The 25,639-nt window shown below is 61.1% G+C and carries 27 protein-coding genes; 16 read left to right on the top strand and 11 right to left on the bottom strand.

Annotation, left to right across the window (positions count from 1 at the left end; all coding sequences use genetic code 11):
- Positions 1–47: 47 nt before the first annotated feature.
- The 13 genes from FW789_RS10320 (at position 48) to FW789_RS10260 (ending at position 12,763) form a co-directional block, all read left to right on the top strand.
- The gene (locus tag FW789_RS10320) at positions 48–815 is read left to right on the top strand and encodes an SDR family NAD(P)-dependent oxidoreductase (protein WP_411561921.1); all 768 of its coding nucleotides are present in this window, start codon (positions 48–50) and stop codon (positions 813–815) included.
- Between the two features lie 12 nt (positions 816–827).
- Positions 828–2,021, top strand: a complete 1,194-nt coding sequence (locus FW789_RS10315) for an acetyl-CoA C-acyltransferase (protein WP_103436793.1) — start codon at positions 828–830, stop codon at positions 2,019–2,021.
- An 8-nt stretch (positions 2,022–2,029) separates the two neighbouring features.
- Positions 2,030–3,157 (top strand): acyl-CoA dehydrogenase, encoded by a 1,128-nt coding sequence (locus tag FW789_RS10310; RefSeq protein WP_103436794.1) that lies wholly within the window; start codon positions 2,030–2,032, stop codon positions 3,155–3,157.
- Between the two features lie 13 nt (positions 3,158–3,170).
- The gene (locus FW789_RS10305; RefSeq protein ID WP_101318296.1) at positions 3,171–3,944 is read left to right on the top strand and encodes an enoyl-CoA hydratase; all 774 of its coding nucleotides are present in this window, start codon (positions 3,171–3,173) and stop codon (positions 3,942–3,944) included.
- 189 nt (positions 3,945–4,133) lie between these two features.
- The gene (gene exaC / locus FW789_RS10300; protein ID WP_446431410.1) at positions 4,134–5,654 is read left to right on the top strand and encodes an acetaldehyde dehydrogenase ExaC; all 1,521 of its coding nucleotides are present in this window, start codon (positions 4,134–4,136) and stop codon (positions 5,652–5,654) included.
- A gap of 187 nt (positions 5,655–5,841) precedes the next feature.
- Positions 5,842–5,913 carry a pyrroloquinoline quinone precursor peptide PqqA gene (gene pqqA / locus FW789_RS10295; protein WP_009394664.1) on the top strand — a complete coding sequence of 24 codons (72 nt, stop codon included), beginning with the start codon at positions 5,842–5,844 and terminating at the stop codon, positions 5,911–5,913.
- Positions 5,914–6,040: 127 nt separating this feature from the next.
- Positions 6,041–7,204, top strand: coding sequence for an alcohol dehydrogenase-like regulatory protein ErcA (gene ercA, locus FW789_RS10290; protein ID WP_186698836.1), 1,164 nt, complete (start codon positions 6,041–6,043; stop codon positions 7,202–7,204).
- On the top strand, positions 7,188–8,855 hold the full coding sequence (locus FW789_RS10285; RefSeq protein ID WP_446431409.1) for a PAS domain-containing hybrid sensor histidine kinase/response regulator: 1,668 nt from the start codon (positions 7,188–7,190) through the stop codon (positions 8,853–8,855). Before ercA ends, FW789_RS10285 begins: the two co-directional genes overlap by 17 nt.
- Before the next feature lie 207 nt (positions 8,856–9,062).
- Entirely contained in the window at positions 9,063–9,467 is a 405-nt protein-coding gene (locus tag FW789_RS10280) for a TraR/DksA family transcriptional regulator (RefSeq protein ID WP_101318304.1), read from the top strand.
- A 195-nt stretch (positions 9,468–9,662) separates the two neighbouring features.
- Positions 9,663–11,270, top strand: coding sequence for a methyl-accepting chemotaxis protein (locus FW789_RS10275; protein ID WP_103436798.1), 1,608 nt, complete (start codon positions 9,663–9,665; stop codon positions 11,268–11,270).
- A 116-nt stretch (positions 11,271–11,386) separates the two neighbouring features.
- Positions 11,387–11,581 (top strand): hypothetical protein, encoded by a 195-nt coding sequence (locus tag FW789_RS10270; protein ID WP_103436799.1) that lies wholly within the window; start codon positions 11,387–11,389, stop codon positions 11,579–11,581.
- A 508-nt stretch (positions 11,582–12,089) separates the two neighbouring features.
- The gene (locus FW789_RS10265; RefSeq protein ID WP_150569657.1) at positions 12,090–12,557 is read left to right on the top strand and encodes a hypothetical protein; all 468 of its coding nucleotides are present in this window, start codon (positions 12,090–12,092) and stop codon (positions 12,555–12,557) included.
- A complete protein-coding gene (locus FW789_RS10260; RefSeq protein WP_103436801.1) occupies positions 12,554–12,763 on the top strand; it encodes a hypothetical protein in 210 nt (69 codons plus the stop codon). Before FW789_RS10265 ends, FW789_RS10260 begins: the two co-directional genes overlap by 4 nt.
- A gap of 24 nt (positions 12,764–12,787) precedes the next feature.
- Here FW789_RS10260 and FW789_RS10255 read toward each other — a convergent pair whose 3' ends face one another.
- The 7 genes from FW789_RS10255 to FW789_RS10225 form a co-directional block, all read right to left on the bottom strand.
- A complete protein-coding gene (locus tag FW789_RS10255; RefSeq protein ID WP_207072729.1) occupies positions 12,788–13,153 on the bottom strand; it encodes a Na+/H+ antiporter subunit G in 366 nt (121 codons plus the stop codon).
- On the bottom strand, positions 13,150–13,428 hold the full coding sequence (locus FW789_RS10250) for a K+/H+ antiporter subunit F (RefSeq protein WP_101318314.1): 279 nt from the start codon (positions 13,426–13,428) through the stop codon (positions 13,150–13,152). The genes FW789_RS10255 and FW789_RS10250 overlap by 4 nt, the downstream gene beginning before the upstream one ends.
- On the bottom strand, positions 13,425–13,913 hold the full coding sequence (locus tag FW789_RS10245; RefSeq protein WP_186698839.1) for a Na+/H+ antiporter subunit E: 489 nt from the start codon (positions 13,911–13,913) through the stop codon (positions 13,425–13,427). Before FW789_RS10245 ends, FW789_RS10250 begins: the two co-directional genes overlap by 4 nt.
- Positions 13,910–15,589, bottom strand: coding sequence for a monovalent cation/H+ antiporter subunit D (locus FW789_RS10240; RefSeq protein WP_103436804.1), 1,680 nt, complete (start codon positions 15,587–15,589; stop codon positions 13,910–13,912). Before FW789_RS10240 ends, FW789_RS10245 begins: the two co-directional genes overlap by 4 nt.
- Positions 15,586–15,930, bottom strand: a complete 345-nt coding sequence (locus FW789_RS10235) for a Na+/H+ antiporter subunit C (RefSeq protein ID WP_043213881.1) — start codon at positions 15,928–15,930, stop codon at positions 15,586–15,588. The genes FW789_RS10240 and FW789_RS10235 overlap by 4 nt, the downstream gene beginning before the upstream one ends.
- Positions 15,930–18,845, bottom strand: coding sequence for a monovalent cation/H+ antiporter subunit A (locus tag FW789_RS10230; RefSeq protein WP_340613056.1), 2,916 nt, complete (start codon positions 18,843–18,845; stop codon positions 15,930–15,932). The genes FW789_RS10235 and FW789_RS10230 overlap by 1 nt, the downstream gene beginning before the upstream one ends.
- Before the next feature lie 150 nt (positions 18,846–18,995).
- Complete coding sequence (locus FW789_RS10225; RefSeq protein WP_446431408.1) at positions 18,996–19,940, bottom strand: DMT family transporter; 945 nt, start codon at positions 19,938–19,940, stop codon at positions 18,996–18,998.
- 81 nt (positions 19,941–20,021) lie between these two features.
- On the opposite strand from FW789_RS10225, the gene FW789_RS10220 reads away from it, so the two are divergent.
- Positions 20,022–20,585, top strand: coding sequence for a helix-turn-helix domain-containing protein (locus tag FW789_RS10220; protein WP_103438735.1), 564 nt, complete (start codon positions 20,022–20,024; stop codon positions 20,583–20,585).
- 3 nt (positions 20,586–20,588) lie between these two features.
- On the opposite strand, the gene FW789_RS10215 is transcribed toward FW789_RS10220, so the two are convergent.
- The gene (locus FW789_RS10215) at positions 20,589–21,146 is read right to left on the bottom strand and encodes a cysteine hydrolase family protein (protein ID WP_446431407.1); all 558 of its coding nucleotides are present in this window, start codon (positions 21,144–21,146) and stop codon (positions 20,589–20,591) included.
- Between the two features lie 75 nt (positions 21,147–21,221).
- Complete coding sequence (gene soxR / locus FW789_RS10210; RefSeq protein WP_186698848.1) at positions 21,222–21,695, bottom strand: redox-sensitive transcriptional activator SoxR; 474 nt, start codon at positions 21,693–21,695, stop codon at positions 21,222–21,224.
- 122 nt (positions 21,696–21,817) lie between these two features.
- Between soxR and FW789_RS10205 the strand changes: the two genes are divergently transcribed.
- Positions 21,818–22,159 (top strand): antibiotic biosynthesis monooxygenase, encoded by a 342-nt coding sequence (locus FW789_RS10205; RefSeq protein WP_225912955.1) that lies wholly within the window; start codon positions 21,818–21,820, stop codon positions 22,157–22,159.
- Positions 22,160–22,256: 97 nt separating this feature from the next.
- On the top strand, positions 22,257–24,065 hold the full coding sequence (locus tag FW789_RS10200) for an aminopeptidase P family protein (RefSeq protein ID WP_446431406.1): 1,809 nt from the start codon (positions 22,257–22,259) through the stop codon (positions 24,063–24,065).
- 51 nt (positions 24,066–24,116) lie between these two features.
- On the opposite strand, the gene FW789_RS10195 is transcribed toward FW789_RS10200, so the two are convergent.
- Entirely contained in the window at positions 24,117–24,398 is a 282-nt protein-coding gene (locus tag FW789_RS10195) for a hypothetical protein (protein WP_103436811.1), read from the bottom strand.
- A gap of 187 nt (positions 24,399–24,585) precedes the next feature.
- Positions 24,586–25,473, bottom strand: a complete 888-nt coding sequence (rhtA, locus tag FW789_RS10190) for a threonine/homoserine exporter RhtA (RefSeq protein WP_103436812.1) — start codon at positions 25,471–25,473, stop codon at positions 24,586–24,588.
- Between the last annotated feature and the right edge of the window lie 166 nt (positions 25,474–25,639).

Genomic DNA, 25,639 nt, shown 5'->3' with positions numbered 1-25,639 from the left:
CAGCCCGCCTGGACCGCGTGCAGTCGACACCAGCAAGGAACCTCCTCATGCAAGTACAAGGCAAACATTTCGTCGTCACCGGCGCAGCCTCCGGGCTTGGCGCTGCCACCGCGCAGGCGCTGATCGGAGCCGGCGCACGCGTCATGCTGGTCGACCTAAATGCCGAGGCCGTTGCGGCCAAGGCCAGCGCGCTTGGCGGCAATGCCCATTTCGCGGTTGCTGACATCAGCGACGAACAAGCCGCCCAGGCCGCAGTGGCTGCAGCTGTCGCAGCCTTTGGCAGCCTGCACGGATTGATCAACTGCGCCGGTATCGTCGGTGCTGAAAAAATCCTCGGCAAGCAAGGCCCGCATGGCCTGGCCAGTTTCGCCAAGGTCATCAACGTCAACCTGATAGGCAGCTTCAACATGCTGCGCCTGGCCGCTGCGGCGATTGCCGAAACGGCGGCGGATGCCGACGGCGAGCGCGGGGTGATCATCAATACCGCTTCGGTTGCCGCCTACGACGGCCAGATCGGCCAGGCCGCCTACGCCGCATCCAAGGGCGCAGTGGCCAGCATGACCTTACCTGCTGCACGGGAACTGGCGCGTTTTGGTATCCGCGTAATGACCATCGCTCCAGGCATCTTCGAGACGCCGATGATGGCCGGCATGACCCAGGAAGTGCGCGACTCGCTGGCCGCCGGCGTGCCGTTCCCGCCGCGCCTCGGTCGCCCCCAAGAGTACGCCGCGTTGGCCCTGCATATCATTGAAAACAGCATGCTCAACGGTGAGGTGATCCGCCTCGACGGCGCCCTGCGCATGGCTGCCCGCTAAGGAGAAGCACAGATGACCCTCGCCAACGATCCAATTGTCATTATCAGTGCCGTGCGCACGCCCATGGGCGGCTTGCAGGGCGATCTGAAGAGCCTGACCGCACCGCAACTGGGTGCCGCGGCCATTCGCGCCGCCGTCGAGCGCGCCGGGGTAGACCCGGCCAGCGTTGATGAACTGCTGTTTGGTTGTGTGCTGCCGGCTGGCCTCGGCCAGGCCCCGGCCCGCCAAGCAGCGCTGGGCGCAGGCCTGGATAAAAGCACCACCTGCACCACGTTGAACAAGATGTGTGGTTCAGGTATGCAGGCTGCGATCATTGCCCATGACCTGCTGCTGGCCGGCAGCGCCGAGGTAGTGGTGGCTGGCGGCATGGAGAGCATGAGCAATGCGCCGTACCTGCTGGACAAGGCCCGCAGTGGCTACCGCATGGGCCATGGTCGGATGCTCGACCACATGTTCCTCGACGGCCTCGAAGATGCCTACGACAAAGGCCGCCTGATGGGCACCTTCGCCGAAGACTGTGCCCAGGCCGGTGGCTTTAGCCGCGAGGCCCAGGATGCCTTCGCCATCGCCTCGCTGACCCGCGCGCAAACAGCGATCAAAGAGGGCCGTTTCGCTGCTGAAATCGTTGCCGTTGAAGTGACCGAAGGCAAGCAGACGCGGCTGATCAGCGACGACGAACAGCCGCCCAAGGCGCGTCTGGACAAGATCCCGCAGTTGCGCTCGGCATTTCGCGAGGGCGGCAGCGTTACCGCAGCCAACTCAAGCTCGATCTCCGATGGCGCGGCGGCACTGGTGCTGATGCGTCGCTCGCAGGCAGAACAACGTGGCCTCACCCCGCTGGCGGTAATCCACGGCCATGCAGCGTTCGCCGATTCACCGGCACTGTTCCCCACCGCACCGATCGGCGCCATCGACAAGTTGCTCAAACGCACTGGCTGGAGCCTGGCCGAGGTCGATCTGTTCGAGATCAACGAGGCCTTTGCCGTGGTTACCCTGGCGGCGATGCAGCACCTCGATCTGCCCCATGACAAGGTCAATGTCCACGGCGGCGCCTGCGCGCTCGGCCATCCGATCGGTGCCTCTGGCGCGCGGATTCTGGTGACCCTGCTATCGGCTCTGCGCCAGAACAACCTGCGCCGTGGTGTGGCGGCGATCTGCATTGGCGGTGGCGAAGCGACTGCGATGGCCGTTGAATGTCTTTACTGAGGTGAACCATGCTGGTAACTGACGAGCAACAACAAATCGCCGATGCGGTACGAGATTTCGCCCAGGAACGGCTCAAACCGTTTGCCGAACAGTGGGACAAGGAGCACCGCTTCCCCCGTGAGGCGATTGCCGAGATGGCCGAACTTGGTCTGTTCGGCATGCTGGTGCCCGAGCAATGGGGCGGCAGCGATACCGGCTACGTCGCCTACGCCATGGCGCTGGAAGAAATCGCCGCCGGCGACGGCGCCTGCTCGACGATCATGAGCGTGCACAACTCGGTGGGCTGCGTGCCAATCCTGAAGTTCGGCAGCGAGCAACAGAAGCAGCAGTTTTTGCAACCGCTGGCCAGCGGCGCCATGCTGGGCGCTTTTGCCCTGACCGAACCGCAGGCCGGCTCTGACGCCAGTAGCCTGAAAAGCAGAGCACGGCTGGATGGCGACCACTATGTACTCAACGGCAGCAAGCAGTTCATTACGTCCGGCCAGAATGCCGGGGTGGTGATCGTGTTTGCTGTCACCGACCCGGCTGCCGGCAAGCGCGGTATCAGTGCGTTCATCGTGCCTACCGATGCGCCTGGATACCAGGTCACTCGGGTCGAGGAAAAGCTCGGTCAGCATGCCTCCGACACTTGCCAGATCGTCTTCGACGATGTGCGCATACCGCTGGCCAACCGGCTGGGCGAGGAGGGGCAGGGCTACAAGATTGCCCTGGCCAACCTCGAAGGCGGCCGCATCGGTATTGCCTCGCAAGCGGTCGGCATGGCTCGGGCGGCTTTCGAGGTGGCGCGAGACTATGCCCGCGAGCGGCTCAGCTTCGGCAAGCCACTGATCGAACATCAGGCCGTTGCCTTCCGCCTGGCCGACATGGCTACCCGTATCGCCGTCGCCCGGCAGATGGTCTTGCACGCCGCAGCGTTGCGCGACGCCGGCCGGCCGGCGCTGCAGGAAGCATCGATGGCCAAGCTGTTCGCCTCGGAAATGGCCGAAAAGGTCTGCTCGGATGCCTTGCAGACGCTCGGCGGTTATGGCTATCTGAGCGACTTCCCGCTTGAGCGGATCTACCGCGACGTGCGTGTCTGCCAGATTTACGAAGGCACCAGCGACATTCAGCGCATGGTCATTGCGCGCAACCTTTGAAGGAGCAACCTGCATGGCATTCGAAACCATACTGCTGGACATCCATGGCAAGGTCGGCCTGATCACCCTTAACCGGCCGCAGGCGCTGAACGCCCTTAACGCGCAGATCATCGCCGAGATCAACCAGGCGCTGGACCAGTTGGAGCAAGACCCACAGATCGGCTGCGTGGTCCTCACCGGTTCAGCCAAGGCCTTTGCTGCCGGTGCCGACATCAAGGAAATGGCCGAGCTCAGCTACCCGCAGATCTACCTTGACGACCTGTTCAGCGAGTCCGATCGGATCGCCAACCGGCGCAAGCCGATCATCGCTGCGGTGTCTGGTTTTGCCCTGGGCGGGGGCTGTGAGCTGGCGATGATGTGCGACTTCATTCTCGCCGCCGACAACGCCAAGTTCGGTCAGCCAGAAGTCAACCTCGGCGTTTTGCCGGGCATGGGCGGCACCCAACGCCTGACCCGCGCCGTGGGCAAGGCCAAAGCCATGGAACTGTGCCTGAGCGGTCGCTTGATGGGCGCCGAGGAAGCCGAGCGTGCAGGGCTGGTGGCACGCGTCATCCCTCAGGCCGAGTTGCTTGAAGAAGCCTTGAAAGTGGCGGCAAGCATCGCCGCCAAGTCGATACCGATCAGCATGATGGTCAAGGAGAGCGTCAACCGTGCCTTTGAAGTCACCCTCAGCGAAGGTGTGCGCTTCGAGCGTCGGGTGTTCCATGCAGCCTTTGCGACTCACGACCAGAAAGAAGGCATGGCGGCGTTTATCGGCAAGCGCGAGGCGCAGTTCAAGGACGCCTGAAAACTGCGCGCGGTTGCAGGCAGGGCGCATGCCCGCAACCGCTCCCCCTCAGTACCAATGATCCGCCGCCGACCTGCGACCAAGGAAGCACAGCGTTTGGCCCTTCGCATCATTCAAGCAGGCCTTTGCACTGCCTAGTATCGGCTCATTGCCTGTCGCGCCGACGGGCCATGGACAGTCGAGGCTTTCATGATTTACGCCGCTCCCGGCACCGCCGGAGCCCTGGTGCAGTTCAAGCTGCGCTACGGCAACTACATCAATGGTCAGTTCGTGCCGCCGATCAAGGGCGAATACTTCACCAACACCTCGCCAGTCAATGGCCAGCCGATTGCCGAATTCCCGCGCTCAGGCGCCGAGGACATCGACGCTGCACTGGATGCAGCGCACGCAGTGGCCGAGTCCTGGGGGCATACGTCGGTACAGGACCGTGCCTTGATTCTGCTGAAGATCGCCGACCGCATCGAAGCGCACCTCGAACAGCTGGCGATCACCGAGAGCTGGGACAACGGCAAGCCAATCCGCGAAACGCTCAACGCCGATGTGCCGCTGGCCGCCGACCATTTCCGCTACTTCGCCGGGTGCATCCGCGCTCAGGAAGGCGGCGCGGCCGAGATCAACCAGAACACCGTGGCCTACCACCTGCATGAGCCGTTGGGGGTGGTCGGGCAGATCATTCCGTGGAACTTCCCGTTGCTGATGGCCGCCTGGAAACTCGCCCCGGCGCTGGCTGCCGGTAACTGCGTAATCCTCAAGCCTGCCGAGCAGACGCCTCAATCGATCACCTTGCTTGCAGAGCTGGTAGGCGACCTGCTGCCCGCCGGTGTGCTCAATATCGTCCACGGCTATGGCCGCGAAGCGGGCGAGGCGCTGGCCACCAGCAAACGCATCGCCAAGATCGCCTTCACCGGCTCTACTCCGGTGGGCTCGCACATCATGAAGTGCGCTGCCGAGAACATCATTCCGTCCACTGTGGAGCTGGGTGGCAAGTCGCCGAACATCTTCTTCGAAGATATTCTCCAGGCCGAACCGGCCTTTATCGACAAAGCCGCTGAAGGGCTGGTGCTGGCGTTCTTCAACCAAGGCGAAGTGTGCACCTGCCCATCGCGGGCGCTGGTGCAGGAATCGATCTATCCGCAGTTCATGCAGGTAGTGCTGGAGAAAATCCGCAAGATCAAGCGTGGCAACCCGCTCGACACCGAGACCATGGTCGGCGCGCAGGCTTCGCAGCAACAGTTCGATCGCATTCTTACCTACCTCGAAGTTGCCGAGCAGGAAGGCGCCGAGCTGCTCACCGGCGGTCAGGTCGAGCGGCTTGAAGGTGATCTGTCTGGCGGGTACTACCTGCAGCCGACCCTGCTCAAGGGCCACAACGGCATGCGCGTGTTCCAGGAGGAAATCTTCGGCCCGGTAGTCAGCGTGACCACCTTCAAGGATGAGGCCGAGGCGCTGGCAATTGCCAACGATACCGAATTCGGCCTGGGCGCCGGGGTCTGGACGCGTGATATCAACCGCGCCTATCGCATGGGCCGCGGGATCAAGGCTGGGCGAGTCTGGACCAACTGCTACCACCTGTATCCAGCGCATGCGGCGTTCGGTGGCTACAAGAAGTCTGGCGTGGGCCGCGAAACGCACAAGATGATGCTCGACCATTATCAGCAGACCAAGAACCTGCTGGTCAGCTACGACATCAACCCGCTCGGGTTCTTCTGAATCCGCAGCAATAACGAGTTCTGTAGCGGCCTTGCCGGGGCGCCGGACCGGTCGGAAAGGGGTGCGAAGCGCCCCCAAGTAACGAAGATCCCGTAACTAATGGTTCCAAAGTAGCAATGGCATTACACCGGAAACGGTGTATCAATAGACGCACCGCAATCCTGTGGTGCCAGAAGAGGATGAACCCATGTGGAAAAAGCCCGCGTTCACTGATCTGCGTATTGGTTTTGAAGTCACGATGTATTTCGCCAACCGCTGAATCTTCTGGGGCCGCTACGCGGCCCTTTCCGCGATAGCAGGCCGCTGCGAGGGCGCGCCGATCCGATTGCAAACCCTTCAGGATGCTTTAGGCTGAGCTTCACCCTCAAAAGAACAATAGGCGTTGCATGAGCGCGAATCCGAGCCAGTTGCGCAAGTTCGTTTCCCCGGAAATCATTTTTGGTGCCGGCTGCAGGCATCACGTTGCCAACTATGCGCGCACCTTCGGCGCGCGCAAGGTACTGCTGGTCAGTGACCCCGGCGTGCTGGCTGCCGGCTGGGTCGCCGACGTCGAGGCCAGTCTTCAGGGGCAGGGTATCGACTACTGCCTGCATACCGATGTCTCGCCCAATCCTCGTGTTGAAGAAGTCATGGCCGGCGCCGAGCGCTACCGCAGCGAACAGTGCGACGTGATCGTCGCCGTCGGTGGCGGCAGCCCGATGGACTGCGCCAAGGGCATCGGCATCGTCGTCGCCCATGGCCGGCATATCCTCGAATTCGAAGGGGTCGACACCATTCGCGTGCCGAGCCCGCCGCTTATTTTGATCCCTACAACAGCAGGCACCTCAGCGGATGTGTCGCAGTTCGTGATTATTTCCAACCAACAGCAACGGATGAAGTTTTCCATCGTCAGCAAGGCCGTGGTGCCAGACGTGTCGTTGATCGATCCGGAAACAACCCTGAGCATGGACCCGTTTTTATCTGCCTGCACCGGCATTGACGCCCTGGTGCATGCCATCGAGGCGTTCGTGTCGACCGGCCATGGCCCGCTGACCGACCCGCATGCGCTGGAGGCGATGCGCCTGATCAACGGCAATCTGGTGCAGATGATCGCCAGCCCCAACGATATTGTCCTGCGCGAAAAGGTCATGCTCGGCAGCATGCAGGCGGGTCTGGCGTTTTCCAATGCCATTCTTGGCGCCGTGCACGCCATGTCGCACAGCCTTGGCGGTTTTCTCGACCTCCCCCATGGGTTATGCAATGCGGTGCTGGTCGAGCATGTGGTGGCGTTCAATTACAGTGCGGCGCCAGAGCGCTTCAAGGTGATTGCGCAGACGCTGGGGATTGATTGTCGTGGGCTCAATCATGAACAGGTGCGCAAGCGTCTGGTCGATCACCTGATCGCCTTGAAGCATGCGGTGGGCTTCCACGAAACCCTTGGCCTGCATGGCGTCGGTAGTAGCGATATCCCGTTCCTGTCGCGCCACGCGATGGGCGACCCGTGCATTCTGACCAACCCGCGCAGCTCGAGCCTGCGAGATGTCGAGGTGGTCTATGGCGAGGCCCTCTGAGCCTGGCGCCGATGCCCTGGCCGGATTATTGGGGTTGTCCAACCACACGGTGCGCAAGAGCCACTACCCTGAGCTGGCGGTGCGCCTGGAAGAGCTCGAGGCGGAGCGCAATCGCTACACCTGGCTGTTCGAACACGCCGTGCACGGCATCTTTCAGGCCAGCCTGGAAGACGGCATGCGCGCAGCCAATCCGGCGCTGGCGCGCATGCTCGGCTACGACCACGCGCAGGCGTTGCTGTTCTCGCGCAGCGATCTGGCCAGCTTGCTGTTCGATCGGGGCACCGATGAGTTGGCCGAGATCGTCGCCACCCTCCAGCGCGAGCGCGCTTTGCTGGCCTATGAGACCCGCCTGCGCCGCCGTGATGGCAGCAGCGTCTATGTGCTGATGAACCTGCTGTCGCGTCCGGACGAACCCGGCGTGGTCGAAGGTTTCGTGGCGGATATCACCGAACGCAAGCAGGCTCAGGCGCGCCTGCAGCAGCTCAATGACCAGCTTGAGCAGCGGGTTGCCGAGCGCACCAATGAGCTGATCGAGGCGCGCGACGCCGCGCAGGCTGCCAACTTGAGCAAGGACAAGTACCTTGCTGCGGCCAGCCACGATTTGCTGCAGCCGTTGAATGCCGCCAGGTTGTTGATTTCGACCCTGCGCGAACGCGACCTGGCCGCAGCTGAAGGCCTGCTGGTCGAACGTGCGCACCAGGCATTGGAAGGCGCTGAAGACTTGCTCAGCGACCTGCTGGATATCTCCCGACTGGATCACGCGACCATCCAGCCCGATTTCGACTGTTATCGGCTCGATGATCTGCTGTTACCGCTGGAGTCGGAGTTTCAGCCGGTTGCCGAGGCTGCCGGGCTGTCGCTGCGGGTGCGTGGTGGTCCGCCGGTGATACGCACCGATTTGCGCCTGCTGACGCGGATACTGCGCAACTTTCTCAGCAATGCCTGCCGTTACACCGAGCAGGGGCGGGTGCTGCTGGGCTGGCGGCGGCGCGGCGACAAGCTCAGCATCGAAGTCTGGGACAGCGGCCGTGGCATCGCTGCCGAGCGCTTGCAGTCAATCTTTCTCGAATTCAACCAGCTGGATGTTGGCCGGGCTGCCGACCGCAAAGGTGTCGGGCTGGGGCTGGCAATCGTCGAGCGGATCGCACGTATCCTTGAGTGCAAGATCGGCGTACGTTCCTGGCCGGACCGCGGTTCGGTGTTCAGTATCGAGGTGCCCATCTCCAGTCAGGAGCCGGCGCCGGCGAGCCTGCCGATTACGCAGGCCAGTGTCGGCGACCCTTTGCCTGGGCGGCGCTTGCTGGTGCTGGACAACGAGCTGAGTATCCGTCAGAGCATGGCGGCACTGCTCGGCCAGTGGGGCTGCGAGGTGTTGACCGCAGGGGATCTGCATGAATCGCTGCAAGTCCTGCAGGGGCGGCCACCGGAACTGGTGCTGGCGGATTTTCACCTTGATCAAGGCCTGACGGGCTGCCATGTTGTTCGCGACCTCAGGGCGCACTTCGCCTGCACGATTCCGGCAGTGATGATTACGGCTGATCGCAGCGAGCAGAGCCGGCGGGCCATGCAGCGGCTGAAGGCACCGCTGCTGAACAAACCGGTCAAGCCAGGCAAGCTGCGTGCTGTGCTCAGCCAATTGCTGGCACAGTGACTGTGGCTGGAGCAGGGGATGCTAGTGGTCCTTGTACATCATTTCAGACAATTGCCCGGTAATCCCTGTTGCCCGTTGCGCCTTGGCGCCTTAGACTGCCGCCCCCTGTAAAAGAGTGCCGGTTGGCGCTTGAAGAATTCTGTTGCGCAGGCACCGGCCTGAGCGACACCCGAATCGCCCAATGCACATTTTTTCGTAGAGAAATCGATGACCAAGGAACAGTTGCTGGCCATGTCGGCCGATGACTACATGAACGCTGCTCAGCTGGAGTTCTTCACCCAGCTGCTGCAAGCGATGAAGGTAGAAACCCACGAGCGCATCGAACAGAGCCGCATTACCATCGAGAGCCTGGATACCCCTTCGGATCCTGCCGACGTGGCGTCGGTCGAGGAAGAGCGTCACTGGCTGGTCAACGGTATCGAGCGCGATCAGCGCCTGCTGCCGCAGCTGGAGATGGCCCTTGGCCGTATTGGCGACGGTGATTTTGGCTGGTGCGAAGACAGCGGTGAGGCGATTGGCCTGCAGCGTCTGCTGATCAGCCCGACCACCAAGTACTGCATCGAAGCGCAAGAGCGCCACGAACAGATCGGTCGCCACCAGCGCCAGATCTGATCGATCGAGCATGCATGGCCCCACGGAGCGATCCCTGGGGCTTTTTGCATTTGTTCGGCGCTACTTTGGTTGCGGGACGCCTTGATGGTTGCTCTGCATCAAGTCTGTGCTCGTTAAGCCGAAGGAAGTATAGATAGTGGCTTTATAGTGGCGTTTAATGGGGGACAATAATGCTCTAGCGGATGGACCCTCAACATGATGCGTGACGGATCTGTGCCCACCTGTGACATGCCGCAACCCGCAAAACGCCCGGTACTGCCAGGAATTGCCGTGTTGCAGGGGGCAGCGCTGGCTGCCGTGCTGGCCGCCATGGCGTTTGCTCAGTTGGCGTTCTATCTGGCCCTGCCGCTGGCATTGTTGGTGCTCTGGTTACCGGGCTGGCGACGCAAGGCAGCCCAGCCAGGAAACGCCGAGCCGTCTGCACCGGCGCACCATGAGCTGACCCAAACCTTGGCGCGCAGCACCAGCCGTAACGCCTTGTCTGCCGCTTCCATGGCTTTTTCGGTACAACAGTTGGCCACTCGGTTGCAGTCACAGCTGGGCGCCGCCGATCAGATCGTTGACAGTGCACAGATCATGATCGGTACCGAGAAGGCGACCGCTCAGCTCAGCCAGCAGGCGTTGCAGGCGGCCCGTTCAGCACATTCCAGCAGCGCGGCAGGGCAGCAGGTACTGGCCGAGTCGATCCAGCGCATGCACCAGTTAAGCGCCCGGGCCACGGCCAGCCGCGAGTTGATCGAAGCCCTGCACCAGCGCAGCGAAGATATCGCTCGGGTCACCTTGGTGATCCAGGCCATCGCCAGCCAGACCAACCTGCTCGCGCTTAACGCGGCGATCGAGGCGGCCAGGGCAGGCGAGCACGGGCGTGGCTTTGCAGTGGTTGCCGATGAAGTGCGCGGCCTGGCCGGGCGAACCGCAGCCGCTACCGGCGAAGTGGGCGCGATGGTCGCCGATATTCAGGCCCGCACCGCTGAGGTGGTCGAGCAGATTCGTAGTCTGGCCGGGGATTTGAGTGCTGACCTGGTTCAGGTCGAGCAAACAGGCGAGCAATTGACCTTGATCGCCAAGCTGGCGGCCTCTGTGGAGCTGCAGGTTGACGAGATCGCCGAGGGCACCCAGATCAACCAGCAACAACTGGATAACCTGTTCCAGGCGGTTGGGCAGGTGCGCACTGATCTGGAGCTCAGCGATGGGCAAACGCGCAGTCTTGCCCAGGCAGCGGTGCACATGGAACGACAAGCGGAGGCGCTTAGCGAACGGCTGGCCGAAGTTGGCCTGGATGACTATCACCAGCGCATTTTTGCGCTTGCCGAGCAGGGCGCGCGAAGTATCTCTGCCCGCTTTGAGCAGGATATCGAGCAAGGTCTGATTAGCGAAGAGGCGCTGTTCGATCGGCGCTACCAACCCATCCCGAGCATGCAGCCGCCGCGCTTTACCACCCGCTTTGACCAGTACACCGATACGGTGCTGCCCCAATTGCAGGAGCCGCTGCTGGCCCAGCATGAGGGGCTGGTCTACGCGATTGCCTGCACTGGCGAGGGCTACGTACCAACGCACAACGCGGCGTTCAACCTGCCCTTGACCGGCGACCCGCTGCATGACACCGCGCACAACCGCAGCAAGCGCAAGTTCGACGACCGCACCGGTATCCGCTGTGGCAACCATCAGCAGCGGTTGCTGTTGCAAACCTACAGCCGTGATACCGGTGAACTCATGCATGACCTGTCGGTGCCGCTGTTAATCAACGGTAGGCACTGGGGCGGCCTGCGTCTGGGCTACAAGCCCGAGCCTGGTCTGAACTGAGCGGAGTTTATTGCCGCTGATGCAATACAGATGTACCAGTCCGCGCTGTTTGTAGTTTCGGTTGATGCGTATCATGGCTACATCGTTAGGTTGCTAATTAAATTCCGGAGGGGATGATGAATAGCCAGATCGATGTCGCAGTGATGATCGGCTCCGGTGTGCCGGCAGCATTGCAGGCGCGTGGCCTGCGGGTCTGCTGGGTCGTGCTGGTGAATGGCGAACGTCGTGGTACCGCGTTTGCCAGTCGCCGTGAGGCGCTGGAATGCCAAGCTGCCTGGCAGGCCCAGCTCGGCCGAACACAGGCAGCCTGAAAGCCTTTTCAGCTCTCCAGAAAGCGCGCCAGTTCACACGCATCGCTGTGCCGGCGCCGAAAACCTCTTACCCGGCCGGTAGTGCTGTCGGTTACGTGAAAAAAGGCGATGCCGGCAGCCACTACCCGAAATCTGGGTCGGTCTGTAGCGCTGGTCAGGCAATAAATGTCGCTTGGGCCTCGACGGATTTCAGTATTTTCGTGCATATTTCTCCCGTGTAACGCGCAGAGGGTTGCCTTGGGCCGTCAGGCCTGGGACCTGTCGCTATCTATTGCATGTCTACCGGCAGTGTTGAAGTCAGCATTTACGCCTGAGTTGTGGGAAAATTGCCGAAATGTGATGTGCGGATCTGGCTGGCACGGCGGGGTTAAAAATCCTGCCTGCTGTGTAGTCTTTATGTACGGGCCGCTCGTGCTCTATTTCATTAGTCTTTCAGCAGCGATCTGAAATGGCTGCGCCGCCGATCAATTCGGGTGTGGCGCTTGTAACCCTGTTTGAGGATTTGAGATTGGCAGTCAGTACTCTTGATACCCATGCGTTATTTGCATTGGGCGACTTGCGTGGCAAGTTGGCCCAGTTGTTTCACGGGCGTTTCGTTTATGTCACCGAGCAAAGCCCCGACGGTTTGTACATGGCCGAAATCGACACCGACAGCTCATTGGTGGTGGATGACAAACAGCGGCTTGAGCTGAAGGTAGGCGATCACTTCCGCGCCGCAGTTCTGCCCAGTCGCGAAGGTGGCAAGCTGGAGCTGCGTTTTCGCGAGATCAAGCTGAATATCTACGGCGGCGACTATGCCTTCGTCAAAGTGGCGGAAGGTGAGGGCATCGTGTTTCGTAACGGCCAGGGCGTAATGTTGGTCTTTGCCGCCCAACAACAAGTGCAGGAAGGCCTGGGCAAGCTGCTCAAGGCTGTGACCGGCAAAGTCGCCAAGTGGCGCAAAGGCGAGCTGACCACATTCAAGGCCAGCGAGTGAGTGACGATAGCTTGTCTGCCCAGGGACGGGCGGAGTTTCACCGCCAGTTCAAATCACAAGCGCAGGCGCATGCCGAGCGGCTGCTGGCCCAGCACGCAGTGATGGGCAGCGCCTGGCTGAGTTGGGTTGCCGGCCAGTTGTATGAGATTACGCCCGCGCCCTTGGCTGCAATGGTCCGGCGCGAACTGCAGCGCTTGAATCGCTAAGCCCAGGCTCGCTTGGCGGGTATCTCAATTGCCCTGGTTATTGCCGCCGCTGATTTCAGCAGGTACGTCTTCGCCTGCCGCACGTTTACGAAACAGCGCTGCACGGGCCAGTAGCAAGGTGGTAACCGGCACGGTTATCGACAGCAGAATCGGGATCAGCAAGGCATGCACGATTGGCCCCTGCTTTAACCATGAAAAATACAGGATCGATGCCAGGCTCACGCACCAGGTGCCGATAGTTGAAGCCAGTGCAGGCGGGTGCATGCGTTGGAAGTAGTCTTTCAGCCGCACCAGGCCGATTGCACCAATCAGCGCGAATAAGCTGCCTATCAGCAGTAATGCTGCGGTCGTGAGTTCGAGCCAGAACGGCAGTTGCAGAGCTTCGGTCATTCTATTACCTCACCGCGCAGGAGGAATTTGGCCAGGGCGAATGAGCCGACGAAGCCGAACAAGGCAATCAGCAGTGCGCCTTCGAAATAGGTATCGCTGGCATAGCGAATGCCCAGTACGAGCATCATCAACATGGCCAGGATGTACAGGTAATCCAGCGCCAGGACCCGGTCCTGAGCGGAAGGGCCGCGGAACAACCTGACCAAGGCCAGCGCCATGGCGATGGTGAAGATGAACAAGCTGGCGAGAATGGCGTTGGCGAGCAGGCCTGTCATTCGAATATCTCCATCAGCGGGCGTTCATAGGTGTGCTTGAAATGCTCGATGAACTGCGCCTCATCACGCAGATCGAACACGTGCAGCAGCAGCATGCTGCGGTCCAGGGCAAGTTCAGACCAGACCGTGCCGGGCACCACCGTAGTGATCATCGACAGAGCGGCCAGGCCGTGTACATCGTGCAGTGCCAGTGGAATGTGGACGAACGCCGATCGTGGCGGCCGGCGCTTTGCCGAAAGTACGCTGCGGGCAACTTGCAGGTTGGAGGTGATGACATCCAGGCCAATACGGCCGATCAGTTTGGCAACCACCCACGGCCGTTTCACGTGCGCATGTTGCGGGCGCAGTGGGGCCAGCAGGATAGGCGCGAGGATCGCCAGCAAGGCGCCAAGCAGAAGATTGCCTGGGCTTACCGAGAGATTCAGCAACAGCCACAACGCGAACAGCGCAATGGACAGTAGCGGAGCGGGTAACAGACGGTTCATGGCTGCACCTCGGTGTTGAAGGAGGTTGGGCCAGGAATTGGCATCGAGCTCATGACTGCCTCGATGTAGGCTTGCGGTGCCTGCAGGCTTGCAGCGGTGTCCTGGGTATAGCGCAGCAGCGGTTCGGCCCTGACGCTTAGGAACAGGCACAGGCCGAGCAGAATCGCGATCGGCAGGCACTCATAGCGGCGCAGCAGCGGCGAAGGGCGCTCTTCAGGCTTCCAAAAGCGCTGGATGCCAACCCGGCCAAAGGCGATCAGTGACGCCATACCGGAAAGCACCAATAACGCGACCAGGCACCAGCCGGCCGCCGACAGTGGCTGCTCCGGCGCAACGCCCAAGCCCAACGGGTTGAACAGCGCGCTGATCAGGCTCAGCTTGCCGATAAAGCCCGACAGCGGCGGCATGCCGATGATCAACAGCGCGCAGGCAATAAAGCTCAAACCCAGGAATGCCATGGTCCACGGAATGATCTGACCGATTACCGCCTTCTGCTGATCGTCCAAGTTGATGCCCTTGGGTGGATGCAGAGACTCCAGCAGAGGCGGCGACAGGCCTTCGTCATCATCCAGCGGCGTCTCGTTGGCCGAGCGCGAGCGCTCGATCAATTCCGCCAGCAGGAACAACGCGCACAGGGCCAGGGTCGAGCTGACCAGGTAGAACAGCGCGCTGCCGGTCAGAATTGGCTGGCCGAAACCTATCGCTGCCATCAAGGTGCCGGCTGAAACCAGAATGCTTAGCGCTGCCATGCGCTCCAGGCGCTGTGCGGCCAGAATCGACACGGCGGCGACCGCCAGGGTTGCCAGGCCGCCGTACACCAGCCATTCGCCGCCAAAGTGCGCCGACGCGCCGGCTTGCCCGGAAAACAGTAACGTCCACAGTCGCAGCACGGCGTACAGGCCGACTTTGGTCATGATTGCGAATAGCGCGGCAACCGGTGCGCTTGCCGAGGAGTAGGCCGGTACCAGCCAGAAATTCAGCGGCCAGATCCCTGCCTTGGCCAGGAACGCCATCGCCAGAATGGCTGCGCCGGCGTGCAGCAGGCCACGATCAGCCTCAGGTACCAGCGGGATCTTCAAGGCCAGGTCGGCCATGTTCAGTGTGCCGGTGACGCCATAGAGCATGGCTGCACCGACCAGAAACAGCGAAGAGGCGAACAGGTTGATGGCGATGTAGTGCAAGCCGGCTTTGACTCGAGCCCGACCTGAGCCGTGCAGGAGCAGGCCATACGACGCTGCCAGCAGCACCTCGAAGAACACGAACAGGTTGAACAGGTCGGCGGTGAGGAATGCGCCGTACAGGCCCATCAGCTGGATCTGGAACAACGCATGAAAACTCGCCCCGGCGCCGTCCCAGCGCGCCCGGGCGAACAGCAGGGCGCTGACGCCGATCACGCCGGTCAGGCTCAGCATCAATGCCGAGAGGTGGTCGACCACCAGCACGATGCCAAACGGGGCTGACCAGTTACCGGGCAAATAGACACCGATCGACTCGGCCTGGCCTTGGCTGCGCACCCAGTTCAGCAGAGTCAGCGCAATCGCCAGGCCGATGATGCTCGACAGCAGGTTGAGGTGGGCCTTGATCCGGCGATGTTTCTCACCCAGCAGCAACATTATCGCCGCTGTCACCAGCGGCAACAGGATTGGTGCGACGATCAATTGATTCATCCAGCTCATTCTTCACGCTCCCGGCCATCGACGTGGTCAGTGCCGGTCAGCCCGCGCGAGGCCAGCAGCACAACCAGGAACAACGCGGTCATGGCAAAGCTGATGACGATCGCGGTCAACACCAATGCTTGTGGCAATGGGTCTGTGTAGTGCAGCAAGTCTTGCGTCACGCCTTCCTTGATGATCGGCTCTTTGCCGATGAACAGGCTGCCCATGCTGAAGATGAACAGGTTGACCCCGTAGGACAGCAGGCACAGCCCCATGATCACCTGATAGGTACGTGGCCGCAGGATCAGCCAGACCCCGGACGCGGCCAAGACACCGATGGCTACTGCAATGACTTCTTCCATCAGGCGGCTCCTGTCTGGCTGGATTTCTGTGCGCTGCCTGGGCGATAGGCGCGCACTGATTGGTGGGCCAAGGCCGTCAGAATCAGCAAGGTCGAACCTACCACCACGCTGTACACGCCGATGTCGAAGAACAGTGCACTGGCCACGTGCACGTCACCCAGCAATGGCAGGTGCAGGTGCGCGGTATGGGTGGTCAGGAACGGATAACCCAGCAGCATCGCGCCAGCGCCGGTAAGCGTTGCGCAGAGCAGGCCGGTACCCATCCAGCGCAGCGGCCGCAGGCTCATCTGCGCCTCCACCCATTGGGTGCCCGCCACCATGTACTGCAGGATGAACGCCACCGACATTACCAGGCCGGCGACGAAGCCACCCCCCGGTTGGTTGTGACCGCGCATGAACAGGTACATCGACACCATCAGGGCCACCGGCAGCAATAGCCGCACCAACGCCGCAGGCACCATCATGAAGCCCATTGCCGTGTCTGTGGCATGCCGCGGATTGATCAGGTCGGTAACCACATCCGGAGCCAGCTGACGCTGCTGCGCCGGCAGTTGCATGCTTTCCTTGGGTGGGCGGAAGCGGCGCAGCAGGGCGAATACGGTCAGCGCCACGGCAACCAGTACGGTGATCTCGCCGAGGGTATCGAAGCCGCGGAAGTCCACCAGCATCACGTTGACCACATTGGTCCCGCCGCCTTGGGGTAGTGCACGGCTCAAGTAGAACGAGGAGATATCGTTGGGCGTAGGCCGGGTCAGCATCGAGTAGGACAGCAGAGCCATTCCGCCACCGACCAACACGGCCAACAGCAGGTCACGCAGGCGGCGCAAGCGCGCTCGTTCCAGACTGCCGGGCAGAGGTGAGACACCTTCGATACGGCGTGGCAGCCAGCGCAGACCGAGCAGGATCAGTACCGTGGTAACGACTTCAACCGCCAACTGAGTCAGGGCCAGGTCGGGGGCGGAGAACCAGACGAAGGTGATGCAGGTCATCAGGCCGCAGACGCTGACCATGGTCAGTGCCGCCAGACGATGATATTTGGCCTGCCAGGCAGCTCCGATGGCGCAGGCAATAGCAATCAGCCACAAGGCTACGAACACCCCGGAGCCAGGTATCTTGGGTCGATCACCCCAGCTCAGGCCGCTATACAGCAGCGGCGTCAGGCCAGCGATAAACGCCGCCAGCACGAGCATGAACAGTTGTTTCTGCAAGCGTCGGGTGGTCAGCGCTGCCTCCACATGACGCGCGATCAGCATCAACCGGACCAGCCCATGTTCGAACAGGCGCTTGCCATTGAAGCGTTCGATCAGTGGCGGATACGGGAACCTGCCCAGGCGCAGTTGCTTGCGCAACAGCAGGTACAGCACCACGCCACCGCACATGGCCACCAAGCTCATGATCAGTGGCGCATTCCAGCCGTGCCAGATGGCCAGGCTGTACTCGGGCAGCGTGCCGCCGACCACCGGCAGCGCCGCTGCGGCGAGCAGGGGGCCGACCGATTGGGCCGGGAAGATCCCCACCACCAGGCAGGTCAGCACCAGCAGCTCGACCGGTGCCCGCATCCAGCGCGGTGGTTCGTGGGGGGTATGCGGCAGGTCCTGGGCAGGTGGGCCGAAAAATACGTCTACGGTAAAGCGCAGGGCGTAGGCAACGCTGAAGGTGCCCGCCAGGGTGGCGATGACTGGCAGCGTGGCTTCAACCCAGGCGGTAGAGGAAATGAACACCGTTTCGGCGAAGAACATTTCCTTGGACAAGAAGCCGTTCATCAACGGCACGCCGGCCATCGACGCACTGGCAACCATGGCCAGGGTCGCGGTGTAAGGGATCAGCCGCATCAACCCGCTGAGACGGCGGATATCGCGCGTCCCGCTCTCGTGGTCGATGATGCCCGCCGCCATGAACAGCGACGCCTTGAAGGTCGCGTGGTTGAGAATGTGGAACACTGCTGCGACCGCCGCCAGCGGGCTGTTCAGGCCGAGCAGCAAGGTAATCAGGCCCAGGTGACTGATGGTCGAGTAGGCAAGCAGGCCCTTGAGGTCATTTTGAAACATCGCTGCGAAGGCGCCCAGAACCAGAGTAATGGCACCCGCGCCGCCGACAATCCAGAACCATTCCTCGGTGCCAGCCAGAGTTGGCCATAGCCGAGCCATGAGGAACACGCCTGCCTTGACCATGGTCGCCGAGTGCAGATACGCCGAAACCGGAGTCGGCGCCGCCATGGCGTGGGGCAGCCAGAACTGGAATGGAAACTGCGCACTCTTGCTCAGCGCGCCAATCAGGATCAGCGGCAGCAATACCGGATACAGCGCATGCTGGCGCACGGTTTCTCCGGCAGCGAGCACTTTGTCCAGATCATAGCTGCCGACGACATGGCCGAGCAGCAGGGCACCCACTAGCAGGCACAGACCCCCGGCGCCGGTCACCATCAGCGCCATATAAGCGCCGCGGCGTGCATCAGCGCGGTGGTGCCAGTAACCGATCAGCAGGAACGAGAACAGACTGGTCAGTTCCCAGAAGAACACCAGCTGGATCAGATTGCCGGAAATTACCAGCCCGAGCATTGCGCCCATGAACGCCAGGAAGAACGCGAAGAAGCGCGGCACCGGGTCTTGCGGCGACATGTAGTAGCGCGCATATAGCGACACCAGCGTGCCTATGCCCAGTACCAGCAGCGAGAACAGCCAGGCAAAGCCGTCCATGCGCAGCACCAGGTTCAAGCCCAGGCTTGGCAGCCACAGAAACTCCTCGCGGATTACTCCGCCGTGGGCGATCTGAGGGTAGAGCAGCGCTACCTGAACCGTGCCGATGAGGGCCACCAGCCCGGCGAGAATCGACTCGGCGTTCCTAGCGTTGTGCGGCAGGACGGCCGCCAGGCAACTGCCAACGAAGGGCAGAAGCAATAGCACTATCAATGACATAGCGACCTAATCTGGAGGAGTTTGGGAAGGATAATACGTGCCGAACGGTTGATCACCAACACGCAAGCTGTGCCAGAATCCTACAAATGGGGTGTTACAAGCAGTTTTTTTATAACAGCTTTTTACAAAGCATAGCTGTTCTTTTCTCGATTACTGGCTGGTTTCGCCGTCGACTGGCGCGTTATTTGCGTGCTGAGAATGGTCTCTGCGGCGGATCTTCAGTTCACTGACGACCACGGCGATCACGATCAGCAAACCGCCAAGCAAGGCCATCCCGGGCAGACGCTCGCCGGCGAGGCGCCCGACTACGCCTGCCCACACCGGTTCGCCCGCATAGATCAGGGTTGCGCGAGTGGGCGATACCGATTTTTGCGCCCAGTTCATGGCCACCTGAATGATTGCGCTCATCAGGCCCAGGCCGAGGGCGCTGGCCAGCAGTAGCCAGGAAAAATCAGGCAATGATTCCCTGGTCGGCAGGATCATCGCAAATGACAGCAGCGAGGCAGTGGCCAATTGCACCACCGTCACCCTGCGTACATCGACCTGGCCGGCATAGCGGCTGATCAGAATGATCTCTGCGGCGATTGCCACGGCGCTGACCAAGGTCAGCAGTTCGCCTTCACTGAAGTGCAGGCCCGCGCTGCTGGGGCCGGCGAGCAGCATCAGGCCGACAAATGCCAGGCAAATGCCGATGCTCGGCATCAAACCGGGGCGTCTGCCCAGCACCAGCCACTGCAATAGTGGTACGAACGGTACGTAGAGCGCGGTGATGAATGCCGACTGGCTGCTGTTGATCGTCTGCAGGCCCATAGTCTGCAAACCGTAACCGAGCATGATGGTGATGCCGATCAAAACGCCGGCTTTGAGTTCGAGCATGGTCAGGCCCGCCAGCGCTCTTGCTGAAACCAGGCCCACGAACACGGCTGCCGCAGCGAAGCGCAGGCCGACAAAGAACATCGGGCCGCTGACGCTCATGACGTTGTGCACGATGAGAAAAGTGCCGCCCCACAGCATGGTAATGAACACCAGCACCAGCTCTGCCTTGCTCAGGCGGAAACTGACAGTGGTCTTGGACTGACTGGAGGCTTGGCTCATGGTTGCACGCTCGACAGTGGCGGCGCACAATCGCCGCAAAGTGGGCAGTATACTGCGCAAGGCATACCGATGAGCAATATAGTGCACAAAACCTCAACGCACCGCGCTTCCGTGCTTCAGCACGTCAGTCAGAACATTCGCCAATTGCGTGGCGCGGCGGGTCTCAGCCAGAGTGCCCTGGCCGAGCGCTCCGGAGTCAGTCGGCGCATGCTGGTAGCCATCGAAGGCGGCGAGAAGAACGTCAGTCTGACCACCCTGGACTTGATCGCCGAGGCCTTGGGAGTCGCGTTCAGCCAGTTGATTCAGGCTCCGGAGCAGCGCGATCCGAGCCGTATTGAAGAGCTGGCATGGGCCGGTGAGCATCCCGGCAGCAAAGCCTTGTTACTGGGAAGTAGCCCGGCGCGGCGCGAGGTGGAGTTATGGGAGTGGACGCTGGCCCCTGGCGAATCCTACGCCAGCGAGGCAGACGCCGAAGGCTGGAGCGAGCAGATCTACATCGCCGAGGGTTGCTTGACGCTGATTATCGAAGGTCAGGCCCAGCAGTTGGCGACGGGGCAGTTCCACATCTTTGCCAGCAACTGCCGCTATGCCTATCGCAATGACGGCGAGCTGCCCGTGCGGTTCGTGCGCAATGTGGTGATCTGAAGCTCACTGCTGGTAGGTCGCCAGGCATTCCTCAGTGTTTTGCACCGTTGCGTAAGCGAATGCCAGTGAGGCCATTAAGGTTGCATGCACCTGAGCGGCTGGCACTTCCTGGCCATTGAATTCCAGCGCTCGTGTGGCGCACGCATCATGGGCGACCGTGACGCTGTAGCCAAAATCGGCGGCAGCGCGAACGGCCGCATCGATGCACATGTGGCTCATGCTGCCGACAATCGTCACGGCTTGCACTGCATGCTCATCAAGCAGTTCTTTTAGGCCGGTCTCCTGGAAGGCATTGACCTGTTGTTTGAGCAGCACCGGCTCATCACCGAGGGGAGCAGCCTTGGGGTGAATTTCGGCTCCGGCTGAGCCCGGCGCAAAGAATGGCGCGTCGGCGCTGGCAAATTCATGACGAACATGCACGATCAGGTCGCCGCGCTTGCGCGCTGCATTGAGCAGCAACGCTGCGTTGTCGGCGGCCGCATCAGCGCCGTCGAGGGACCACTTGCCCCCAGGAAAGTAGTCTTTCTGGATATCGATAACGATCAGTGCCTGTTTGCTCATGCTGCCTCCTGCGGCGGGTGTCAGGTTGAACACTAGTTATAGATGCGAATTGCCTGGCATGTGCGATACGGAAACTTACAGCAATGTTGTTAGCGGCTCTGACGGATGCGGCCCAGGGCCGGCAAGCGCCAGATGATCGTGATTGTTGCGCAGCGGGCACTCCTTCAGCGACATGCAACCGCAGCCTATGCAGCCGTCCAGTTGGTCGCGCAGTAGAGTCAACTCTTCGATGCGCTGGCTGAGATCGTCTCGCCACCCGGCCGACAGGCGCTGCCAGTCAGCTGCATTCGGGGTATGGCCCAGCGGCAGGCTGGATAGCGCTTTGGCGATGGTGGCTAGCGGGATGCCCAGACGCTGGGCCATCTTGATCACCGCCACCCGGCGCAGCATCGCACGCGGGTAGCGGCGTTGATTGCCGGCGTTGCGGCTGCTTTGGATCAACCCCTTGGTTTCGTAGAAGTGCAGGGCGGTAACCGCGACACCGCTGCGGCTGGCCAATTGGCCAACGCTGAGCTGGCGCTCGGCTTCCGTAGTAGGGGAGGCAGGCATGCTAATTAATCCTTGACCTTGACTTAACTCGAGGTTTTACCCTGCCGGCCATGATGACTGCAACTACTGCATAAAGGAGATAGCCTGTGGCCGCTGCGATGCATTCCCTATGTTTTACCCAAATGATCGAATATGAAGTGCCGGCTAGCCGTCAGGCTGCTCTGGCCAACGCGCTGGTGTTGCGCAGTGAGCAACTGGCCACGCGCTGGCCGGCGTTGCTGAGGGTAAGCGTTCAAGCCAGCGATGACGGCAGTCGGGTCCTGCAACATTTGCAGTGGCAGACCCGTGAACAGTGGCAAGCGGCCTGCGGCTTTTTTACTGATGAGCCATTCCTCGAGCTGCTTCAGCAGCATCAGGCCAGAAGTGTCAACTTCGCCGCGTACCAAGTTTTGCGCAGTCTGGTACGCGGTAATGATGGCGGCCTGCATTGTGAGGTTGGCGCGGTCGCTGATAGCCAACGCTAATCATCTGTTACCTATGCCGATTGCGAGTGACGGGAGGCTGCTCCATTATCAACGGCTTGATCGCCGATGAAGTCGCTATCGCAGGAGTGTGCATGACATGAATAGCCAGTCCCAGTTGCAGCAGAACGTGCCGACGCGTCTCGCCCGTGCGCGCGAGGTCATGGCCAGCGAAGGCGTGGACGCGCTGTTGGTGCCATCGGCAGACCCGCACCTGTCCGAGTACCTGCCGGGCCACTGGCAGGGTCGTCAGTGGCTGTCTGGTTTTCATGGTTCGGTGGGTACATTGGTGGTGCTGGCGGACTTCGCTGGGTTGTGGGTAGACAGCCGTTACTGGGAGCAGGCTGCAAACGAACTCGCCGGCAGCGGCATAGAATTAATGAAGCTGATGCCAGGTAGTGCGGGCCCGTTCGATTGGCTCGGCAGCAATCTCCAGCCGCAGGCGACGGTTGCCGTTGACGGCGCTGTGCTGTCCTTGACCGCGTCTCGGCAACTTCAGCAGAGTTTGCAAGCCAACGGAATACGGTTGGTGACTGACAAGGATTTGCTTGGTCAAGTCTGGGGGACACGCCCGGCGCTGCCGGCTGCTCCAATCTACGAGCACTTGCCACCCCAGGCCACAGCCACCCGAGCGGAAAAACTGGCCGCGCTGCGCAGCACCTTGAGCAGCAAAGGTGCCGATTGGCATTTCATTGCCACTCTGGATGATATCGCCTGGTTGTTCAATCTGCGTGGCAGTGATGTTTCCTATAACCCGGTGTTTGTCGCATTTGCATGGATTGGCCAGCAGCAGGCGGTGCTGTTCGTCGACCTGAACAAAGTCGATGCTCAACTGCGTCAGGCGCTGACGGCCGACGGTGTCGAGTTGCAGGACTACCACCAGGCAGGGCGCGTGCTCGCCTCAATTACGGGTGGCAGCACTGTGTTGATCGATCCGGCTCGGGTTACCTGTGGCCTGGTTGGTCGGCTCGGGGCTCAGGTGAAGCTGCTCGAGCAGATCAACCCGACGTCGTTGAGCAAGTCGCGCAAGAGCGATGCTGAACTGGCGCATGTTCGTCAGGTCATGGAGCAGGACGGGGCGGCGCTCTGCGAATTTTTTGCCTGGTTCGAGGCCAGCCTTGGCAAGCAACAGATTACCGAGTTGACCATCGACGAGCGCCTGACTGCAGCGCGAGCGCAGCGACCTGGCTATGTTTCACTGAGCTTCTCGACCATTGCCGCTTTCAATGCCAATGGCGCCATGCCGCACTACCGTGCTACCGAGCAGTCCCATTCGGTAATCGAGGGCGACGGGCTGCTGTTGATCGATTCGGGCGGCCAGTACCTGGGCGGCACCACCGACATTACCCGGATGGTCCCGGTAGGTCAGCCGACTCGGGCACAGCGTGAGGATTGCACTCGCGTGCTCAAAGGCATGATCGCGTTGTCGCGAGCGAGTTTCCCGCGTGGCATCTTGTCTCCGTTGCTGGATGCAATTGCGCGGGCGCCGCTCTGGGCTGATCAGGTCGATTACGGTCATGGCACTGGCCACGGCGTCGGCTACTTCATGAATGTGCATGAAGGGCCGCAGGTCATTGCCTACCAGGCCCAGGCGTTGCCGCAAACGGCGATGCAGGAGGGCATGATCAGTTCGATCGAGCCTGGCACCTATCGCCCAGGCAAGTGGGGCGTACGGATCGAAAACCTGGTGGTCAATCGCGCTGCAGGCAAGAGTGAGTTCGGCGACTTCCTTGCGTTCGAGACTTTGACTCTATGTCCGATCGATATACGTTGCCTGCTGGTCGAACGGCTCAATGATGAGGAAAGGCGCTGGCTCAACCAGTATCACGCCCTTGTCCGCGAGCGGCTGGCACCTCTGCTGGCGGGTTCTGCACTGCAGTGGTTGCGAGATCGTACGGTGGCTGTCTGAGTCTGCGCTCCAACGTAAAAAGGGCAGCCATTTGGCTACCCTTCAGCGTTATTACTTGCAGATGACGATCATACTGCGGCTGGTATAGCCAGCCGGGTTGATCCCGAACAGGTAGTCACCCGGTTCTTCGTCAGTATCGCCCGAGCGGGCCACTACTCTATAGCCGCGAGTGCTGCACGCACTGGCCGCCTTGGCATTGCACTTTTCCCACGAAGAGGAAAGGCCGGAGCAATTGATGTGTAAACCCTTTTTCCCGCGCTTGACTTCGGTCTGTGCGGTGGCGGCACACCCTGCGATGGCTATTACAGCCAGGATGAGCAAAATACGTTTCATGCCTGTCCTTAAATGTGGGGGCGACTGCATGCCTGCTCCCATCGTCCTCGCCTGATTCTTCCTGAATTTACCTCAGCGTCCGTGTTCGGCACAGTAGATAGCGTAGAGATTATGATTTTGTGACAGCTTAATCAGGCCTGCGGGTCGGTACAACCGCTAAACACGGCAAATGAAAATATTTCTCAATTCAGTCAGCGACGACCGCCGGTGCACGTTCCTTGCGCATTGTCAGGGTGGCTCCAGCAGAAGCGGTGATGATCGCAGCGATAGCCAGCCACTGCCCAGAGGTGAGCTTCTCGCCGAGGAACAGTAAGCCCGACAGCGCACCAAAGGCTGGCTCGATGCTCATCAAAGTCCCGAACGTGCGCGCTGGCATTCGGGTCAATGCAACCATCTCCAGGCTGTAGGGGAGGGCCGTTGATAACACTGCCACGCCCAGGGCGATAGGCAGCAGTGCCGGATTGAGAAGTGCGGTGCCTGCATGGATGACACCGATCGGCGCAACGAACAAGGCGGCGATCACGACACCGAGTGCGGCTGTCTGCACGCCGTGCTCGGCGCCGGCCTTTTGCCCATAAAGGATGTACAACGCCCAGCACACGCCGGCACCAAGTGCATAGCTGGCGCCAACCAGATCAACAGCGCTTGCGCTTTGTCCAACTGGTATCAGCAAGAGCAAGCCTGCAATTGCCAGCGCAATCCAGAGAAAGTCGATGGCGCGACGCGAGGCAAAAATGGCCACCGCTAGTGGACCTGTGAATTCCAGTGCCACGGCGATTCCCAGTGGCACTGTGCGCAGCGACATATAGAAGAGCAGGTTCATCCCGCCCAATGCCATCCCGTAGATCAGCACATTGCGCCAGGTGCTGCTGTTCATGCGTGCCCGCCATGGGCGCAGGATGAGCAGCATGATCACGCTGGCAAAAACCAGCCGCAGGGTGGTGGTGCCCTGGGCGCCGATCAAGGGGAACATTCCCTTGGCCAGGGATGCGCCTGACTGGATGGATGCCATGGCTATTAATAGCAGGCCAATCGGGAACAACGTGGTGGCCATGCTGCGGGGCGTGGTGCTCATGATTCTGCAGGGATCCTGTGATGGGCGCGATGCGCACTATAGTGCGCAGGTTGCTCGATTTGTCGCAAGCACGCTGTGCAGAGTGATCTTTGATGTAAGGCGGTGAATTAACGCTTGACGCATTCCTGTGAGCCCTTATAATGCGCCCCACTTCCAGCGTAGTTGG

This window comes from Pseudomonas sp. 1121_17, assembly GCF_052850745.1.
Note: the sequence above shows the minus strand (reverse complement) of the source record. Positions and strands in the feature narration are given on the sequence as shown.

Excerpts from the sequence above, each read along its gene's own strand:
- rhtA (WP_103436812.1), bottom strand. The coding sequence starts at position 25,473 with ATGAGCACCACGCCCCGCAGCATGGCCACCACGTTGTTCCCGATTGGC.
- FW789_RS10320 (WP_411561921.1), top strand. The coding sequence starts at position 48 with ATGCAAGTACAAGGCAAACATTTCGTCGTCACCGGCGCAGCCTCCGGG.
- FW789_RS10305 (WP_101318296.1), top strand. The coding sequence starts at position 3,171 with ATGGCATTCGAAACCATACTGCTGGACATCCATGGCAAGGTCGGCCTG.
- FW789_RS10195 (WP_103436811.1), bottom strand. The coding sequence starts at position 24,398 with ATGAAACGTATTTTGCTCATCCTGGCTGTAATAGCCATCGCAGGGTGT.
- FW789_RS10275 (WP_103436798.1), top strand. The coding sequence starts at position 9,663 with ATGATGCGTGACGGATCTGTGCCCACCTGTGACATGCCGCAACCCGCA.
- FW789_RS10215 (WP_446431407.1), bottom strand. The coding sequence starts at position 21,146 with ATGAGCAAACAGGCACTGATCGTTATCGATATCCAGAAAGACTACTTT.
- FW789_RS10285 (WP_446431409.1), top strand. The coding sequence starts at position 7,188 with ATGGCGAGGCCCTCTGAGCCTGGCGCCGATGCCCTGGCCGGATTATTG.
- FW789_RS10200 (WP_446431406.1), top strand. The coding sequence starts at position 22,257 with ATGAATAGCCAGTCCCAGTTGCAGCAGAACGTGCCGACGCGTCTCGCC.
- FW789_RS10230 (WP_340613056.1), bottom strand. The coding sequence starts at position 18,845 with ATGTCATTGATAGTGCTATTGCTTCTGCCCTTCGTTGGCAGTTGCCTG.
- FW789_RS10235 (WP_043213881.1), bottom strand. The coding sequence starts at position 15,930 with ATGGAAGAAGTCATTGCAGTAGCCATCGGTGTCTTGGCCGCGTCCGGG.
- FW789_RS10310 (WP_103436794.1), top strand. The coding sequence starts at position 2,030 with ATGCTGGTAACTGACGAGCAACAACAAATCGCCGATGCGGTACGAGAT.
- FW789_RS10205 (WP_225912955.1), top strand. The coding sequence starts at position 21,818 with ATGATCGAATATGAAGTGCCGGCTAGCCGTCAGGCTGCTCTGGCCAAC.
- FW789_RS10270 (WP_103436799.1), top strand. The coding sequence starts at position 11,387 with ATGAATAGCCAGATCGATGTCGCAGTGATGATCGGCTCCGGTGTGCCG.
- exaC (WP_446431410.1), top strand. The coding sequence starts at position 4,134 with ATGATTTACGCCGCTCCCGGCACCGCCGGAGCCCTGGTGCAGTTCAAG.
- FW789_RS10240 (WP_103436804.1), bottom strand. The coding sequence starts at position 15,589 with ATGAGCTGGATGAATCAATTGATCGTCGCACCAATCCTGTTGCCGCTG.
- FW789_RS10315 (WP_103436793.1), top strand. The coding sequence starts at position 828 with ATGACCCTCGCCAACGATCCAATTGTCATTATCAGTGCCGTGCGCACG.
- FW789_RS10255 (WP_207072729.1), bottom strand. The coding sequence starts at position 13,153 with ATGACCGAAGCTCTGCAACTGCCGTTCTGGCTCGAACTCACGACCGCA.
- ercA (WP_186698836.1), top strand. The coding sequence starts at position 6,041 with ATGAGCGCGAATCCGAGCCAGTTGCGCAAGTTCGTTTCCCCGGAAATC.
- soxR (WP_186698848.1), bottom strand. The coding sequence starts at position 21,695 with ATGCCTGCCTCCCCTACTACGGAAGCCGAGCGCCAGCTCAGCGTTGGC.
- FW789_RS10225 (WP_446431408.1), bottom strand. The coding sequence starts at position 19,940 with ATGAGCCAAGCCTCCAGTCAGTCCAAGACCACTGTCAGTTTCCGCCTG.
- FW789_RS10245 (WP_186698839.1), bottom strand. The coding sequence starts at position 13,913 with ATGAACCGTCTGTTACCCGCTCCGCTACTGTCCATTGCGCTGTTCGCG.
- FW789_RS10250 (WP_101318314.1), bottom strand. The coding sequence starts at position 13,428 with ATGACAGGCCTGCTCGCCAACGCCATTCTCGCCAGCTTGTTCATCTTC.
- FW789_RS10280 (WP_101318304.1), top strand. The coding sequence starts at position 9,063 with ATGACCAAGGAACAGTTGCTGGCCATGTCGGCCGATGACTACATGAAC.